Raw genomic sequence first — 13,415 nt, 5'->3', positions numbered from 1 at the left:
GGCCGGGCACGGGGAGGACGGCGATTCGAGTGGGGACGATGAATCGGGATGGGACGCGTTCGCCGTTGTCGCCGCTGGGGGCTGCGACGGGACCGCTGACGCAGAGGCTGCCGGGTTTGACGCCGGGGGCGACGGGGCCGGTGACGAGGGCGGAGTTGCAGGCGAAGAATGGGACCGCGAATGGCGGTGCGAATGCCAATGCGAGTGTCAATCAGGGTGGTGGTGAGACGGCGCGGATTGATACGAGGCCGAAGAATAATCTGTATGCGCCGGGGACTGGGCCGGGCACGGGGAGGACGGCGATTCGAGTGGGGACGATGAATCGGGATGGGACGCGTTCGCCGTTGTCGCCGCTGGGGGCTGCGACGGGACCGCTGACGCAGAGGCTGCCGGGTTTGACGCCGGGTGCGACGGGGCCGGTGCCGAGGCTGTTGCGTCCGCGGCCGATGCCGAGCGGGTTTGCGCAGCAGAGGGCGAGTGAGAATGATGGTGCTGGTGCGGGTGTGTGCGAAGGCATGCGGCGCGGCGAGGGCAGGCGCGCGATGTCAGCGGCGGCGGGAGTGAAGAGGCGTGGCGGGAGTGAGGTGGGTGAGCGTTGTGATTTGAAGGGGGGCGCTGATTTGAATGCGAGCCTTGATTTGAAGAGGGGAGGCGGCTGCGGGCTGAGGATTGCCGGAGAGGACGGGCGATTCGCTGCGGCGGCACGTGCGGCTCTGGCGGAGGAGGCTGCGGAGTCGCCGGTGGCGGCGGCATTGCAGCGGGCGGCGGCGCGGCTGAATGTGTCCATCCATCTGAAACGAAAGGGGCTGGCGGAGACGCTGACGGACAGGGACGGGCATACCACGATCTATTATAATCCGTATGCCCGGACGGGGGCGACGATGTCGCACGAACTGGCGCATGCGATCCAGCAGGCGGCGTTTCATGAGGTGATCGAGGCGGTGGAGAAGTGCGGGAAAAAGCCGGGGGCGAAGGACATCGAGCGGGCGATCAAGGCGGGGCGGGATGCGCTGGATCGTGTGGTGCCGGTGAAGTGCGACAGGGATCGCGGGGAGGACTACAAGGAGAACGAGGCGATGAGGGTGTCACGCATTGTGAATGCGGAGCGCACGGCGACGCGGATGAAGGGGCTGCCAAAGGAGAAGCGAACGGCGCAGGTGTTTCAGAGGCTGCAGGGGACGCAGGAGGGAGAGCGGCAGCACCAGGACAATGAGCGCCCGCTGCCGCGGGGCACGGAGCATGGCCGGTATGGGCATGGGTATGTGAAGGAGGTGCTGGGAGGAATTGTGAAGGATGAATTATGAATTATGAATTATGAATTGCCTGAGAGGGAAGGGGTTCTGAGAAAGGGGTGAGGTTAGGAGGGGAGATGATCATGTGGACCCATGAGGTGAGTGGCCTGATGGGGGGATGCTTCGATAGGAAAAAGACCTGTGTGCGAGGAGGAGGGCGGGCTTGTGTTTCGGCGATGGGGATGATTATTTTATGAGTGTCTGCGTCCAACGTGGGAAGCTGCTGAGATTGTTTTGGCGGCGTGATCGGTGGTGAGTCTTTGTGCCCTATGAATGTGAATGCTGTGATGTTTCCCCTGCCGGGCCATGTGTCCGGGGCTGTGTTTGTGGATGAGGCGCGCCGCTCTGAAAAGTCTGCCGCCGAGCCTGTGAACGAGGGTGGGGTGGTTTCTGAGTTTTTCCTGTCCGAGGAGGAGATGGAGGAGCTGCTGCGCGAGTTTGCGGAGCATGCTGAAAAGCTGGACCGCCGCCTGACGGAGGCTGAGGAGGTGAAGAACTTTGAGCGCTTCTTCGGTGCGCTGGAAGGTGTGCTGACCCGTCTGGGCAGTTTCAGCGATGGCAGCGGCGAGGATGATGCGGACTACACCATGAAGCGCGGGGCGGACCCGGCGCGTACGCTGCGGGTGAGGACGACGACGCCGGTGACGCTGGAGGCTGCGGCGGTGGTGCTGGCGGCGCTGGAAGAACTGCGCTCAGAGCATGCGGTGATCTTCAAGGGGCCGGAGGGAAGAGCGGTGCTGTTTAGCAACGGGGATCTGTGCCGGCAGGAATGACGGGGGAAGGATTTATGATTTACGATTTTTGATGGATGATTTCCGGAATGGCCTGGGGCTGCTCGGCGGCGGATTGGACGTTGGGGATGTGATTGGAGAGGAGGACGGTGCCGCTGTACCAGACGGGGGTGAGGCCGAGGTGCTGGGCGAGGGCGGCGATGACGTCCTGCATGTTGGTGGTGGTGAGCTGGGCGCGGAGCTGGTCGGGATCGAGCGCGGCGCCCTGCCAGGTGAGGATGGGCTGGGCGAGCTGGTGGCGGAGGCGCTCTTGGGTTCCGGAGGTAAACTCGAGGCGGACGCGCAGGGGCTTGCCTTCTTTGGTGAGCTGGGCGTTCAGGGCTTGGACGATGGCAGCGGGGGTGATGGGGCTGGCGGCCGGTGGCTCAAAGGTGGTGCTCCAGAGGAAGGTGGAGATTTTTGAGGCTTCCTGGGAGCTGATGAGGTGGAGCTTGTCGTGATGGCCTGATTTGACGACGGGGTCGTTGGGATCGCCGGCACAGCTGCTGAGGAGGAGGAGGCCAAGGCTGAGGAGGGCCAGGTGCGGGTGGGCGGATTTGGGTGGCATCAGCGGAAGTGTGGAGGAGAGGGCTTGGGGAGTCAAGGTGGGGCGTCCGTCCTTCGCTCTTCGAGCTAAGGAGGACTCGCTTCGCTCGGTTTCTATGGTATTTTGTGGTATTCGATATGCGGGATGAGTGGGGCGATGGAGGATGGGGAAGGGTGTGAGGGCAGAAAAATTGGGGGCAGAAAAATTTTTTGGAGGGTGGATGTGTGGGAGTGTAGAGCTGCTGGAGCGAAGGGGGTAAGTTTGGGTAAAAAGATTTGGGGTAAAAAGATTTTTTCCGGAGGGGGGCGGATTGAGGTTCTATTGATTTATGGTGGGATGTGGTATGAATGGGGCTGGGGGCAGAGTTGAGGTAGAAATATTAGGGGTAGAAAAATTTCCGGAGGGGAAGATTTTGCGGACTTTCCTATGATGCTCTGCGTCGAAGGGGGTTTGTGAGAGCCTGGTTGGCTGATGGCGTGTGACTTTACGGGGAGGGCTGGCGCCAGAGGGATGAGGGGTAGCAGTGAGTGACGCAGAACTGTTTTCCGTGAAGGGCTGGGGAGGTGCAGGAGGCCCAGCGGCAGGGTTTGTCGGAGAGGCCGCCGGCGGCGGCGATGAGAGGGGAGCGGTCGGCGGCGGAGAGGATGGCTTCGCCTTCGTAGTCGTGGGCTGGAGGGGGGAATCTGGACTTGATGCGATCGATGATTTCGTCCCTGCGATGGTGAGCCCAGGCGGGGTGGCGTTTCCAGGCTTCGATGCTGCTGAAGTGGATGATGAAGAAAGGCGGGCCGGCAAGCATTTCTCCTTCGATTTCGAGGCGCTGCCATTGGCCGTCCCGATACTCTTCGTAGCAGAGGTGATGGCGGTCGACAGGGCTCGCGCGCCAGCCTCCTTCTTCGGTAGGTTCCGGGTGGGGGAGGTGGCGAGAGAGCATGCGGATTATTTTTCCTCAGGGAAGGTGACCTTGGCTTTCCAGCCGTTGGGGATGCGCTCGAGGCGGTAAAAGATTTTGCCTTCGGACTCGCCGGTGACGTGGAGGATGAGGCTGTCCTTGGTCTGGGTGGTGACGCGTATGGTGAGGCTCATCTGGCCGCCGTCTCCGCCGTAGTGGATTTCTTTTTTCTCGTGGTTGAACTCTACGTGGCCGCGGACCAGCGCGGAGACGCGTGACTGAAAGTCGCACTCGAAAAGCTGCTGTGGGAGGGCGAGGTAGATCTGCGCGAGGGAGACGTTCTCGAAGCCGCGGTGGTGGCTGAGGAGTTCGTCACGGTAGGTCTCAGTCTCGGCGGCGAGTGCGAGTGCTGGGGAGAAAAGGAGGAGTGAGAGGATGAGGGCGAGAGAGGGAAGGCGCATGTGGGGGGATGGAAGGTTTTCCTTGTTCCACGGGAACAAGGCTACTTGTTTGCGCGAGGCGGAGGTTTTTTGAATGTTTTGGCGGGTGGAGCCGGAAGGCTGGCTAGGGCTGGAACTCGGGCTCGCCGTCGATGACGATGAGGGAGTTGGGAATGGGCTGGCCGTTCTTTTTGGGGAAGGCGGGGCCGTGGAAGGCTTTGAGGTCTTCGATGATGGCGATGACGCGCTTGCGGCTGGGGACGTAGTCGATGAGTTCGGCGGCGTTGGGGAGGGAGGTGCAGGGATTGATGCAGCCGATGCTGGCGAGGAAGCCCTGGCCGGGATGGAGAAGGATGCCGACGCGCTGGCCGGTCTTGCCAAGGAGGATGCCGGGCTTGGGAACGGCGCTGGGGCTTTCGGATTCTTTGTAGCCGATGGTGACGTAGTGCTCGCCGTCCTGGGTGCGGATGGGGTAGTTTCCGGCTTCGACGCGGCGGTTGTTGCCGGCGGGTTTGTTAGCACCGGGGCCGCGGGTCTCGGCGACCGTGCCGGAGAGACCGGCGCCTTTCTGCGGTACGCCGTCGTGAAAGACCTGGTAGGTGCCGACGGTGCGGCGTTTGCCGTCGGTGGGGCGGCGTTGTTCGGTTTTGCGGATGATCTGAAGTTCCCAGCCTTGTTTGGTGATTGGCATAGTGGTGGAGTGGTGGAGGGGTGGAGGGGTGGTGTTATGAGGTGCGTGTTGGGACGGGTATTTTGATCTAGGTTGGGGGCTGTGTCATGAGGGGGCTTGCTTTGATCATGAGGCCTAGGAAGGCTGATGGGTGTGAATTATGTGCCTAAGTGTGATGGAATGGAAAGACTGAAATGAGGGGGCGAGAACGGTGAAAAAATGGAGGGAATGGGCGCGATGGGAATTATTGCGGCCATTTGTGAAGTGGGACGGGAAGGTGGCGGCTTGCTGTTTTGTGCTTGCCTTGCATGGCGAGGATAAATAAAAGAGGTGATTATTTTAGGAGGTTGGATGGAAGCGATCTAATAACACCGCACTCTTATACACGATGAATTTGCCGACGTTTGATGAGCTGTATGTGATGTCTGACCTGCACCTGGGAGGGACAAAGGGGTTTCAAATTTTTACCTCGACGAAGGAGGCGGCGCTGCTGCTGAAGGAGCTGACGGGGCTGGCGGCGGGGCGAAGGGTGTGCCTGGTGATCAACGGGGATCTGGTGGACTTTCTGGCGGAGCCGGGCTCGCAGTCGTTCAATCCGGATGCGGCGGAGGGGATGCTGCGAAGGATCGCGGAGGAGGATGAGGCGTTCAAGCCGGTGTTTGAGGGGCTGCGGGCGTTTGTGGCGAAGCCGGACCACCATGTGGTGATCAATCTGGGGAACCATGACATCGAGATGTCGCTGCCGTGGGTGCGTGCGGCGCTGCTGGAGGTGGTGGCGGGGACGGATGACGCGGCGCGTGGGCGGGTGGAGCTGGTGTTCGAAGGGACGGGCTACGCGGCGAAGGTGGGCACGGCGAAGGTGCTGTGCATGCACGGGAACGAGGTGGACTCGTGGAATGTGACGGACTTTGAGACGCTGCGGCGCCAGGGGCGCGACCGGCTGCAGGGGAAGGGCGCGGATGACTGGCAGCCGAATGCGGGAAGCCGAATGGTGGTGGAGGTGATGAACGGGATCAAACATGAGTTCCCGTTTGTGGATCTGCTGAAGCCGGAGATGGAGGCGGTGCCGCCGGTGCTGATAGCGCTGGATGCTTCTCTGGTGGGAAAACTGACGGGCCTGGCGGGACTGGGAGCGCGGGCGGGCAAGGATGCGCTGAGGATGAAGGCGGGCTTTCTGGGTGAGCTGGGAGTGCCGGCGGAGGTGGCGGTGCCGGAGAATCCTCTGGCCATGGCGGAGCGGAGGATGAGGGCAAAGCTGATGGGGGGCACGGTGGGCGCGGCTGGGAGTGCGGGCGCGCAGACTGGCAATGACCTGCTGGCGCGCACGGAGCGGGCCTTTGCCCAAGGGACGAAGCCGGAGGATCTGATCGATGGAGATCGTGGCAAGGAGTACCTGGGGGCGCTGAGTGCGGCGTGGGACTGGATCCGCGGGAAGCCGAGGGAGGAGCTGGTGCGCGTGGCGCTGGACGGACTCCTCAAAGACCATAGCTTTGACCTGACCGATGAAGATGACACGTACAAGGGCGTGATGGAGCGCGTGGGGCCGGGCTTTGATTTTGTGGTGACGGGACACACGCACCTGGAGCGTGCCATCGGGCGCAAGAGCGGGCGCGCGAACTACTACAATGCGGGGACGTGGGTGGGGGTGATGAGGTTTGAGGAGGCCATGCTGACGGATGCGGCGCAGTTTAAGACGGTGTTTGACCGGCTGGCGCAGGGGACGCTGGCGGCGTTGGAGGACCAGACTCCGGCAGGAAAAGATCCGACCCTGGCGACGCGGTCTCTGGTGATGCGGAACAATGCCTTTGTGAAGATCAGCGCCGAGGCTGGTGTGACGAAGGGCGCGCTGCTGCATGCGCAACTGGACAGGGACAAGACCAAGCCGACGCTGAAGATGGAGACGGTGAAGGGGAGTGAGTTTGTGGGATGAAGAGTGAAGGATGAATGATGAATGATGAATGATGAAGGGGAGCCGAGAGAAGAGAAACAGGGAGCTGAGAACTGAGAACCGAACCGAGAACCTTTTAACCTTTTTGCAATACCGCCATGCGTTCCATCAAACTTGAAATCCTGCGGCATGGGCCGCCGCACAATCAGCTGCTGTCTCCGCTGACGCCGTACCTGGCGCTGTGTGAAAACCGCGCGGCGGAGACGGTGACGGTGCCGTTTGAGCATGGGCAGTTTCTGCAGCGGCTGCGGGCGCTGAGCTATGAGGTGTGTGACAAGACGCGGGTGTTTCAGCTGGAGGACACGGGGCGGGCGATGGGCAATCTGCTGGGGGAGATCCGGGGGCTGATCGCGGAGCTGTCCCAGCGGTTTCTGAGCGACAATGACCAGATGCTGCACCTGAGGATGGTGCTGTCCGCCTCGGAGCTGGCGCTGCTGCCGTTTGAGCTGGTGATTTCTCCGACGGGGTTTCCGGGGGAGGGGCGCTCGCTGCTGCTGCAGACGGACATGCCGGTGAGCATCACGCGTGAGGTGCGGCAGGCGAGCGGATCAAGCCTTGAGTGGAATCGCAAGGGGGCGCGGCCGCGCATCTTGTTTGTGGCGGCTTCTCCACCGGGGGTGGAGGCGGTGCCGCTGGAGTCCCACCTGCTGGCGCTGCGCGCGGCGATCGATCCATGGGTGTCTCCGGAGACGGCGACGAAGAGCGCGGCGCAGATGGTGGCGGAGCACCTGGTGGTGCTGCCGCAGGCGTCTGTGGAGCAGATCCGCGCGGCGTGCGCGACGGGGGGATTTTCCCATGTGCACATCCTGGCGCATGGGCTGGGGCGGAATGATGAGAGCACGGGGGAGCGGAGCTATGGGCTGGCGCTGCATGATTCGCGCGATGCCGGTGCGCTGAGCATCGTGGACGGGAAGACGCTGGCGCGTGCGCTGCGGACGGATCGCGGTGACACTTTTACGCCGGCTGATCCGCTGGTGGTGACGCTGGCGAGCTGCAACGGAGGCACGGTGAGCTCTGTGGTGAACTTTGCGGGGGCGGGGGCGAGCGTGGCGCATGCGCTGCACGCGGAGGGGATACCGGTGGTGATCGCGAGCCAGTTTCCGCTGTCGTTCCGGGGATCTGTGAAGATGGTGGAGACGCTGTATGCGGGCATGCTGCGGGGGGATGATCCGCGCTCCCTGGTGCATGATCTGCGGGGGCAGATGCAGGGGAGCCTGCCTGACACGCATGACTGGGCCAGCCTGGTGACGTACGCGGCGCTGCCGCATGAGTTTGAGCGGCAGCTGGCGCGCTTTCAGGTGGACCAGGCGCACCGGCAGATGAGCGCGGCGCTGGGGTATGTGGACAAATTTGTCAAACGTGGGACGGGAGACGGGAATGCAGCTCCGGAGGAGGTGAAGCTTTGGCTGGCCGAAGGGGTGGAGATGGAGCGGGCGGCGGACAAACGGGTGGAGGTGGCAAAGCGGCGGCTGATCAAGCTGGGCTGCTGGGCCAAGGAGGAGATCGCCAGGGCGGCGGCGCAGGGCACCTCCCAGCAGAGCCTGGACGAGTGGGACCGCGCGCAGCGGCACTATGCACGGATAGCCGGGCTCACCGCGGCGGCGGAAAAGCGCCATGCGGAGCTGCTGATGATCAACCCGCCGGAGTACAAAGGCGAAGCCGCGCGTGCCAGGGCGATGCTGGTGAGGTCCATGGACGGGTACTGGGATGCGTACTACTATGACCGCTCCCAGGTGTGGGCGATGGTGCAGCACATCTTTGTGCACTGCCTGCTGGAGAAGCATGACACGGAGCTGGAGGAGATGATGCCGATCGAGCGCAAGTGCCTGCTGCTGTGGGAGTCCGCGCTGAATGCGTCCCAGGCCGACCTGCAGTCCAAGGACAGCCGGCGCCAGCTGTGGGCTCGGGACAATCTGCTGGAGCTGAGGCTGCTGCAGCTGCACCTGCTGAGGGAGCAGGGCGAGGCGAAAGAGAAGCAGAAGCTGCGGGCGAAGGAGATGAAGCTGAGTGCGAAATCGACGGCGAAGAAGGGCCGTAAGGCAGATGCGGCGATGGCGCTGATGAAGGAGGAGGAAGCGGCGGGGCATGCCTCGCCAAGGTTGCGCAACAAGGACATCACCGGCGATGCTGAGGAGCACCTGCGGGCGATCCGTGCGCTGACGGAGGGGCGGGGTGCGGAGCTGTACTCGATCAAGCGGCAGATCGAACGCTTCACGCTAGCGGACGTGTTTGATGATGAGGTGAGGGATCTGGCGAGGGCGTATGTGAGGAGGCTGCAGCAGGCAGGGTGAGGAGCGGGGGGGGATTTATGATTTATGATTTATGATTTATGATTTATGATTTGTGATTTGTGATTTGTGATTTGGGGAGATGCCGGGATGCGCGGGAGGGGGCGTGTTGGTTTGTGACGGGGTTGGTGGTGGATGGGGCTTGCTGGATGGCGGGAGCGTTTGTAGCTTCATGGATCATGATGATGATGAATCTGCGAATTTCTTCTGTGCTGCCCCGCTGTGCGGGAATGTGTGTTCTGGTGCTGGGGCTGGCGGGGTGCCAGGTGGAGCCGAAGGGGTTCTGGACGGATGTGCCGAAGGGGGAGACGGAGCTGACGACGGTGTCGGGGCCGAAGGTGCAGGAGAGGACGCCTGGGCATGTGGCGGGGCTGAATGTGACGTATCTGCGCGGCTACATCCGCACGCCCTACACGCACCCGGCGCGGCTGGTGGACGTGCGGGGAATGCAGCCGGGCACGCTGGTGGTGTGCCCGTTTACGGGGAAGCTTTTCAACATTCCGCTGGATTTTGTGGACGTGGCTCCGAGGTCGCGTCCGGTGGCGGTGCGTGTGGGGACGGTGCGTCAGGCGCCCGCGAAGTCATCGTCTGTGCCGCCGGCGGAAGTGCTGCCGCAGGCGCCGCCCGCCACCGCCGTGGCGCCGCATGGGGTGCTGCTGCCCTATGGCATCCCGGTGCCGGGCCGTCCGGGGTTTGTCTTCAGCCCGTATGCGGACAAAACGCAGCTGGTGGATGTGGCGGGAATGGCTCCGGGCATGGAGGTGAAGTGCCCGTATTCCGGGAAGGTGTTTCGGGTGCCGGCGAGGTAGAGGGGGGGAAGTTGGAAGTTTAAGGTTAAAAGTTTAAAGTTGGTGGAGAGGGGGCGAGAGAGATGGGGGAAGTGACTTTCGGTTTTGCCGCAGTGGGGCGGAGGGGTAGAGGGGGAGAGGATGAGCGGGCTTTTGGGCCTGAGGTCTTTGCTGCTTTACTTCTCCCGAACACTACACCGCAGAGATTTGATAAACGCAGAGATTTTTTTCAGGCCTCTGCGTTTTCTGATCTCTACGATGAAGCGAACGTCCATGTGTTTGCGATGCCGGATGTCGGGTCAAGCGGGGGGAGATTTGGCGGCCCGAAGGAAGGGTATAAGATTTTGGGTGGAAAAATCTCCCCAGACTTTTGAAGATGATTTTTTCTGCTAAGAGACAAATGTCCGGCGTGTTTTTAAACTTATGAAAGGGAGTGCTAACCTATGGTTGCGGCGATCAGGGATGCTGATGGTGGGCGTCTTGACTGGCGTTATAATTGGTTTGTATGTGCCTCGAAGGGCTTCCCATCAAACCTTGGATGATCGAGTGCATCAGCCGCTGACGGTATCCACAGTGCCGCTGTCAGCATGGCCTTCCGATGTCTTTAGTGACCAGTTGCCGATGGCTCTCGACATCCTGGGAAAGGGGGAGATCAAGCATAAGAAGAGCGAGTTTGAATCGCAATTTGCCGCATTCCCAATGCACAAAATGAGTGAAGGAGAGGCTGGGCGGCATCCTGGGGTGGATGTCAGCCGCTATGATTGCCTGGAGGTGGTGCTCCGAACAGAGTATTTCGGTGGCAGCATGGTTCCCCGGAAGCGGAGTGCGACGGAAAGTCTTAGCAGCGTCGATCTACGAGGTTGGAGAACGATTCGGCAAAACGCGTTGCCTCTGGCGCCGTCAACCGAGGATGTTGCCGGTGGTATTCGCCTCTGGGTTCTGGTGGCGGCTTTTGGGAAAGAGAATCACCTTTTGCAATGGTGGTATGTCCGGGCGTACTGAATCTGGGCGGTCATTTTGGATCGATGATTTTGGTGGTGAGATGTTTGCTGGCGATTGCTTTATTGATGCCCGGCATGGAGGTTTCCAGTTCGGTCTATCGCTGCTGACAGTATCGAGGCGTAATCCGAACCTTCTTCATGGGCGGACAAAGCCTGATTGACGTTAAGCCAGTCGTCGATGCTTTGCGAAGCAACGTGGCGGCCAAATAAATTGTAGATCGAATAATAGGCGAACTTCACGCTGTCCGGGAATTCGAGATCATCATCCTGCATCGCGGCGATCGGCTCTCCATACCGGCGGGCCACGTTCTCAGAATCTCTTCCTGCAGTGACGGCCGCAATGGCTGCGGCGGGCAGTTTTTGATCGACCACTTGTTTTGTGCCGCAGACGGTTTCGACGTAGTCGAGGGTCTTGTGCTGATCGCAGTAATCCTGCCAAACGCGAAGAGCTTGGTTGCAGAGATCAAGCTGCACTGCCTTCTTCAGATCAACTGGCAGCTTCAGAAAGGTGTCTTGGAGTGTGGGCATCTCATTGCTTGGGCGGATGGCGAGGTGCAGGCGACGGCGACGGCGAACGGGTAGGGCTGAGGGCGGGAAAGGTACTGTACCGCCCGGCTGGCTGCATCCGTTTTGTTCGGCGTTCCGCTTATCGCCCGGCCTGATAGAAATAGCCAAATCCAGTGATCGAGACGATTAAGTTTTCTTTTATGCTGATGTCTGGGGCGTAATAGCCGATCCTCCCCACGGGCTTGCCTTCTTGCAAAGCCTTGGCGGTTTTCAGTGAGTCCTGCCATGCCTGCTCCAGACCTTTGTGTCGTGGATTCTTGATGATGAAGGTTGCCTTGTCGGATTTGACCTGAACACGCGTGGCCGCCCGTCCCATCCATGCCTGTCCTTTGTAGGCGGGGTCGTAGTTGTTCTGGATGAGGGTGATCTGTGTCTTCGCCTCCGCCACAATCGTGATCACGTCCTCTTCGATGACGACTGTTTCAGCTTTGATGATGATGACATCAGCGTCTGAGGCCGCGTGAGCCGAGGCTGTGGCGAGGAGCAGGAAGGCAGCAACCGAGGAGAGCAAGAGTTTCATGGCCGTGGGTTTCAACGAGGTTACAAGGCAGTCCTTCAGCGCACTGTAAACAGGTTGTAAAGGTGTGCTCTCACGGGGCGCAGGGATGCGGCGAGCGAAACGGATGAGGCGGCGGCGGGAGGGCAACGATGATGACATCACAGATGCCTGACGAGGCGCTGCCTGCATTCGTTTTGTTCGGTGTTGGTGGCGTTCATGGTGTTTCTTGAATCTTGAATTCAATCGGCGGAGCTTTCAAAATGACGCGTCCACCACTGCGTGAAACGCCGGTATAGGTGGCGGTAAGTCGAAACTCCCCCAATGCTTCGGCTCTGATTGCCTTCTGAAGCTCGGACATTTCCTTTTTAAGCGCCTCATCCGTTTTCTTTTCAGCCACGGCCTGCTTGGCCAGTTGCAGCACTAGTGCAGCCTGAATTTTGGATGAACCGGGAAAGACTTCGATGGTAACGTTGGCATGCAGACGTTCCAAATTCGCTCCACCACCCTGCGATGAGGCTCGGAAAGGAACCGACTCCCAGCGTCCGTCCTTCTTCTTGCGCTCCACATGGAGAACGACATTGGGCACTCTGACGCCAGAAAAATAGTTTGGCTCGTCGTATCGCCAATCGTCCACGGTCAAAGGCTCAAGCGTGTTCTGATCCTCAACACTCTTGGTGATCACAACGAGATCGAAGGTGACTATCTCGCGAAGGGTGAACACCGGATTGACCTTGGACATCGGCAGCTCGACCTTCATGGAGCGCTCGGTCTGCTGAGCCTGAGCTGTAAAGGTGAAGCAGGCTAGGATGAAAAAGAGAGCGGCTTTCATGGATGGGTAGAACGGACCGGATCAGGCGGCGTGGAGTGAATGGAGTGGAACTTGGGGGAGCTGGCAAAGGACTCGATGACACGACAGATGCCGTGCGAGCCGCTGCCTGCATCCGTTTTGTGCGGCTTAGTCCTGGAGACTGGGTGGGGGTGCAAAAGCTGTGTCTTCATCGTCGAACGATTTGAAAGCTGTCGATGAGGGCGTCAATCAGTGGAACCACCTCTGGCACATCCTCTAACGGTATGATGAACTCAAACTTATGCATGCCGAACATCTGCCGGAGGTAGGTGTCTGAGATGGGGGCGTCGATGGGATGACAGATACGATGCAAGCCGTGGTGTGCATGCGTTTGCGGTGTTGCTGTGCGGCGTGGATGGCCTGGTGGATTCCATGGTTGCACCGGGGGCTGCATGGGTTTGTAATACCTGTGACCATGAAATTTTGGAAGGATCTGTTTGATGGCGACTTGATACTGGGCGCTCTGGAAAAAGTCGCTTTGGCTGTGGCTGGGGGCTTCGCTATAGCGTTTATTCCCTTTTTGCGGCACTGGCTGGTCTATCTTCTTTGGGGCCCCTGTCTTGCCATCGTCTTTGTGTGGCTTTACTCGGCCCCAAGCCATTACGATGCCGAGTCCGAAGATGCCGAATCCTCAGTGGACCTTAAAAAGGGGCTTGTTGTCGGTTTGGCGCATTTGCTGGCGGTCTCTTTGGTGTGGAAGTTTGTGATGAGCCGGATCGCTGAGGTTTGAGGTCAAGGGAATGGCGGAGGTGTCGTCCGCGTTGGGGCCTCTTTTAGACCAACTCTCAAAAATCTTGTCACATTGCCCGGGCGGCGGAGCGGCCCCATTGGCTGCGTTAGTCGCTTGCCTGTTATTTTCAAATAGC

General features: G+C 60.4%; 13 protein-coding genes and 1 pseudogene. 7 read left to right on the top strand and 7 right to left on the bottom strand.

The window, feature by feature from the left end; genetic code table 11:
* Together ACILSR_RS25275 and ACILSR_RS25270 are read left to right on the top strand one after the other, a co-directional pair.
* Positions 1–1,304 (top strand): annotated as a pseudogene (locus tag ACILSR_RS25275) (hypothetical protein); the annotation flags it as partial.
* Positions 1,305–1,561: 257 nt separating this feature from the next.
* Entirely contained in the window at positions 1,562–2,065 is a 504-nt protein-coding gene (locus tag ACILSR_RS25270) for a hypothetical protein (RefSeq protein WP_395752591.1), read from the top strand.
* A gap of 19 nt (positions 2,066–2,084) precedes the next feature.
* Here ACILSR_RS25270 and ACILSR_RS25265 read toward each other — a convergent pair whose 3' ends face one another.
* The 4 genes from ACILSR_RS25265 to ACILSR_RS25250 all read right to left on the bottom strand — a co-directional run bounded on the left by ACILSR_RS25265 (position 2,085) and on the right by ACILSR_RS25250 (position 4,632).
* On the bottom strand, positions 2,085–2,666 hold the full coding sequence (locus tag ACILSR_RS25265; RefSeq protein WP_395752590.1) for a hypothetical protein: 582 nt from the start codon (positions 2,664–2,666) through the stop codon (positions 2,085–2,087).
* Between the two features lie 427 nt (positions 2,667–3,093).
* Positions 3,094–3,543 carry a hypothetical protein gene (locus ACILSR_RS25260; RefSeq protein ID WP_395752589.1) on the bottom strand — a complete coding sequence of 150 codons (450 nt, stop codon included), beginning with the start codon at positions 3,541–3,543 and terminating at the stop codon, positions 3,094–3,096.
* Positions 3,544–3,548: 5 nt separating this feature from the next.
* The gene (locus ACILSR_RS25255) at positions 3,549–3,962 is read right to left on the bottom strand and encodes a hypothetical protein (protein ID WP_395752588.1); all 414 of its coding nucleotides are present in this window, start codon (positions 3,960–3,962) and stop codon (positions 3,549–3,551) included.
* A 103-nt stretch (positions 3,963–4,065) separates the two neighbouring features.
* Complete coding sequence (locus ACILSR_RS25250) at positions 4,066–4,632, bottom strand: hypothetical protein (protein ID WP_395752587.1); 567 nt, start codon at positions 4,630–4,632, stop codon at positions 4,066–4,068.
* 367 nt (positions 4,633–4,999) lie between these two features.
* Here ACILSR_RS25250 and ACILSR_RS25245 point away from each other — a divergent pair, with 367 nt between their 5' ends.
* The 4 genes from ACILSR_RS25245 (at position 5,000) to ACILSR_RS25230 (ending at position 10,637) form a co-directional block, all read left to right on the top strand.
* On the top strand, positions 5,000–6,541 hold the full coding sequence (locus ACILSR_RS25245; RefSeq protein WP_395752586.1) for a metallophosphoesterase: 1,542 nt from the start codon (positions 5,000–5,002) through the stop codon (positions 6,539–6,541).
* Positions 6,542–6,657: 116 nt separating this feature from the next.
* A complete protein-coding gene (locus ACILSR_RS25240; protein ID WP_395752585.1) occupies positions 6,658–8,850 on the top strand; it encodes a CHAT domain-containing protein in 2,193 nt (730 codons plus the stop codon).
* Positions 8,851–9,026: 176 nt separating this feature from the next.
* A complete protein-coding gene (locus ACILSR_RS25235; protein ID WP_395752584.1) occupies positions 9,027–9,656 on the top strand; it encodes a hypothetical protein in 630 nt (209 codons plus the stop codon).
* 513 nt (positions 9,657–10,169) lie between these two features.
* A complete protein-coding gene (locus ACILSR_RS25230; RefSeq protein ID WP_395752583.1) occupies positions 10,170–10,637 on the top strand; it encodes a hypothetical protein in 468 nt (155 codons plus the stop codon).
* Positions 10,638–10,696: 59 nt separating this feature from the next.
* Here ACILSR_RS25230 and ACILSR_RS25225 read toward each other — a convergent pair whose 3' ends face one another.
* The 3 genes from ACILSR_RS25225 to ACILSR_RS25215 all read right to left on the bottom strand — a co-directional run bounded on the left by ACILSR_RS25225 (position 10,697) and on the right by ACILSR_RS25215 (position 12,531).
* Positions 10,697–11,164, bottom strand: coding sequence for a hypothetical protein (locus ACILSR_RS25225; protein WP_395752582.1), 468 nt, complete (start codon positions 11,162–11,164; stop codon positions 10,697–10,699).
* Between the two features lie 118 nt (positions 11,165–11,282).
* On the bottom strand, positions 11,283–11,723 hold the full coding sequence (locus tag ACILSR_RS25220) for a hypothetical protein (RefSeq protein WP_395752581.1): 441 nt from the start codon (positions 11,721–11,723) through the stop codon (positions 11,283–11,285).
* Positions 11,724–11,916: 193 nt separating this feature from the next.
* Positions 11,917–12,531, bottom strand: coding sequence for a hypothetical protein (locus ACILSR_RS25215; protein WP_395752580.1), 615 nt, complete (start codon positions 12,529–12,531; stop codon positions 11,917–11,919).
* A 433-nt stretch (positions 12,532–12,964) separates the two neighbouring features.
* Between ACILSR_RS25215 and ACILSR_RS25210 the strand changes: the two genes are divergently transcribed.
* Complete coding sequence (locus ACILSR_RS25210) at positions 12,965–13,279, top strand: hypothetical protein (protein ID WP_395752579.1); 315 nt, start codon at positions 12,965–12,967, stop codon at positions 13,277–13,279.
* The last annotated feature ends 136 nt before the right edge of the window (positions 13,280–13,415 follow it).

This window comes from Prosthecobacter sp., assembly GCF_044222565.1.
Lineage (GTDB): Bacteria > Verrucomicrobiota > Verrucomicrobiia > Verrucomicrobiales > Verrucomicrobiaceae > Prosthecobacter.
This window is presented reverse-complemented; position numbering and strand designations above follow the sequence as displayed.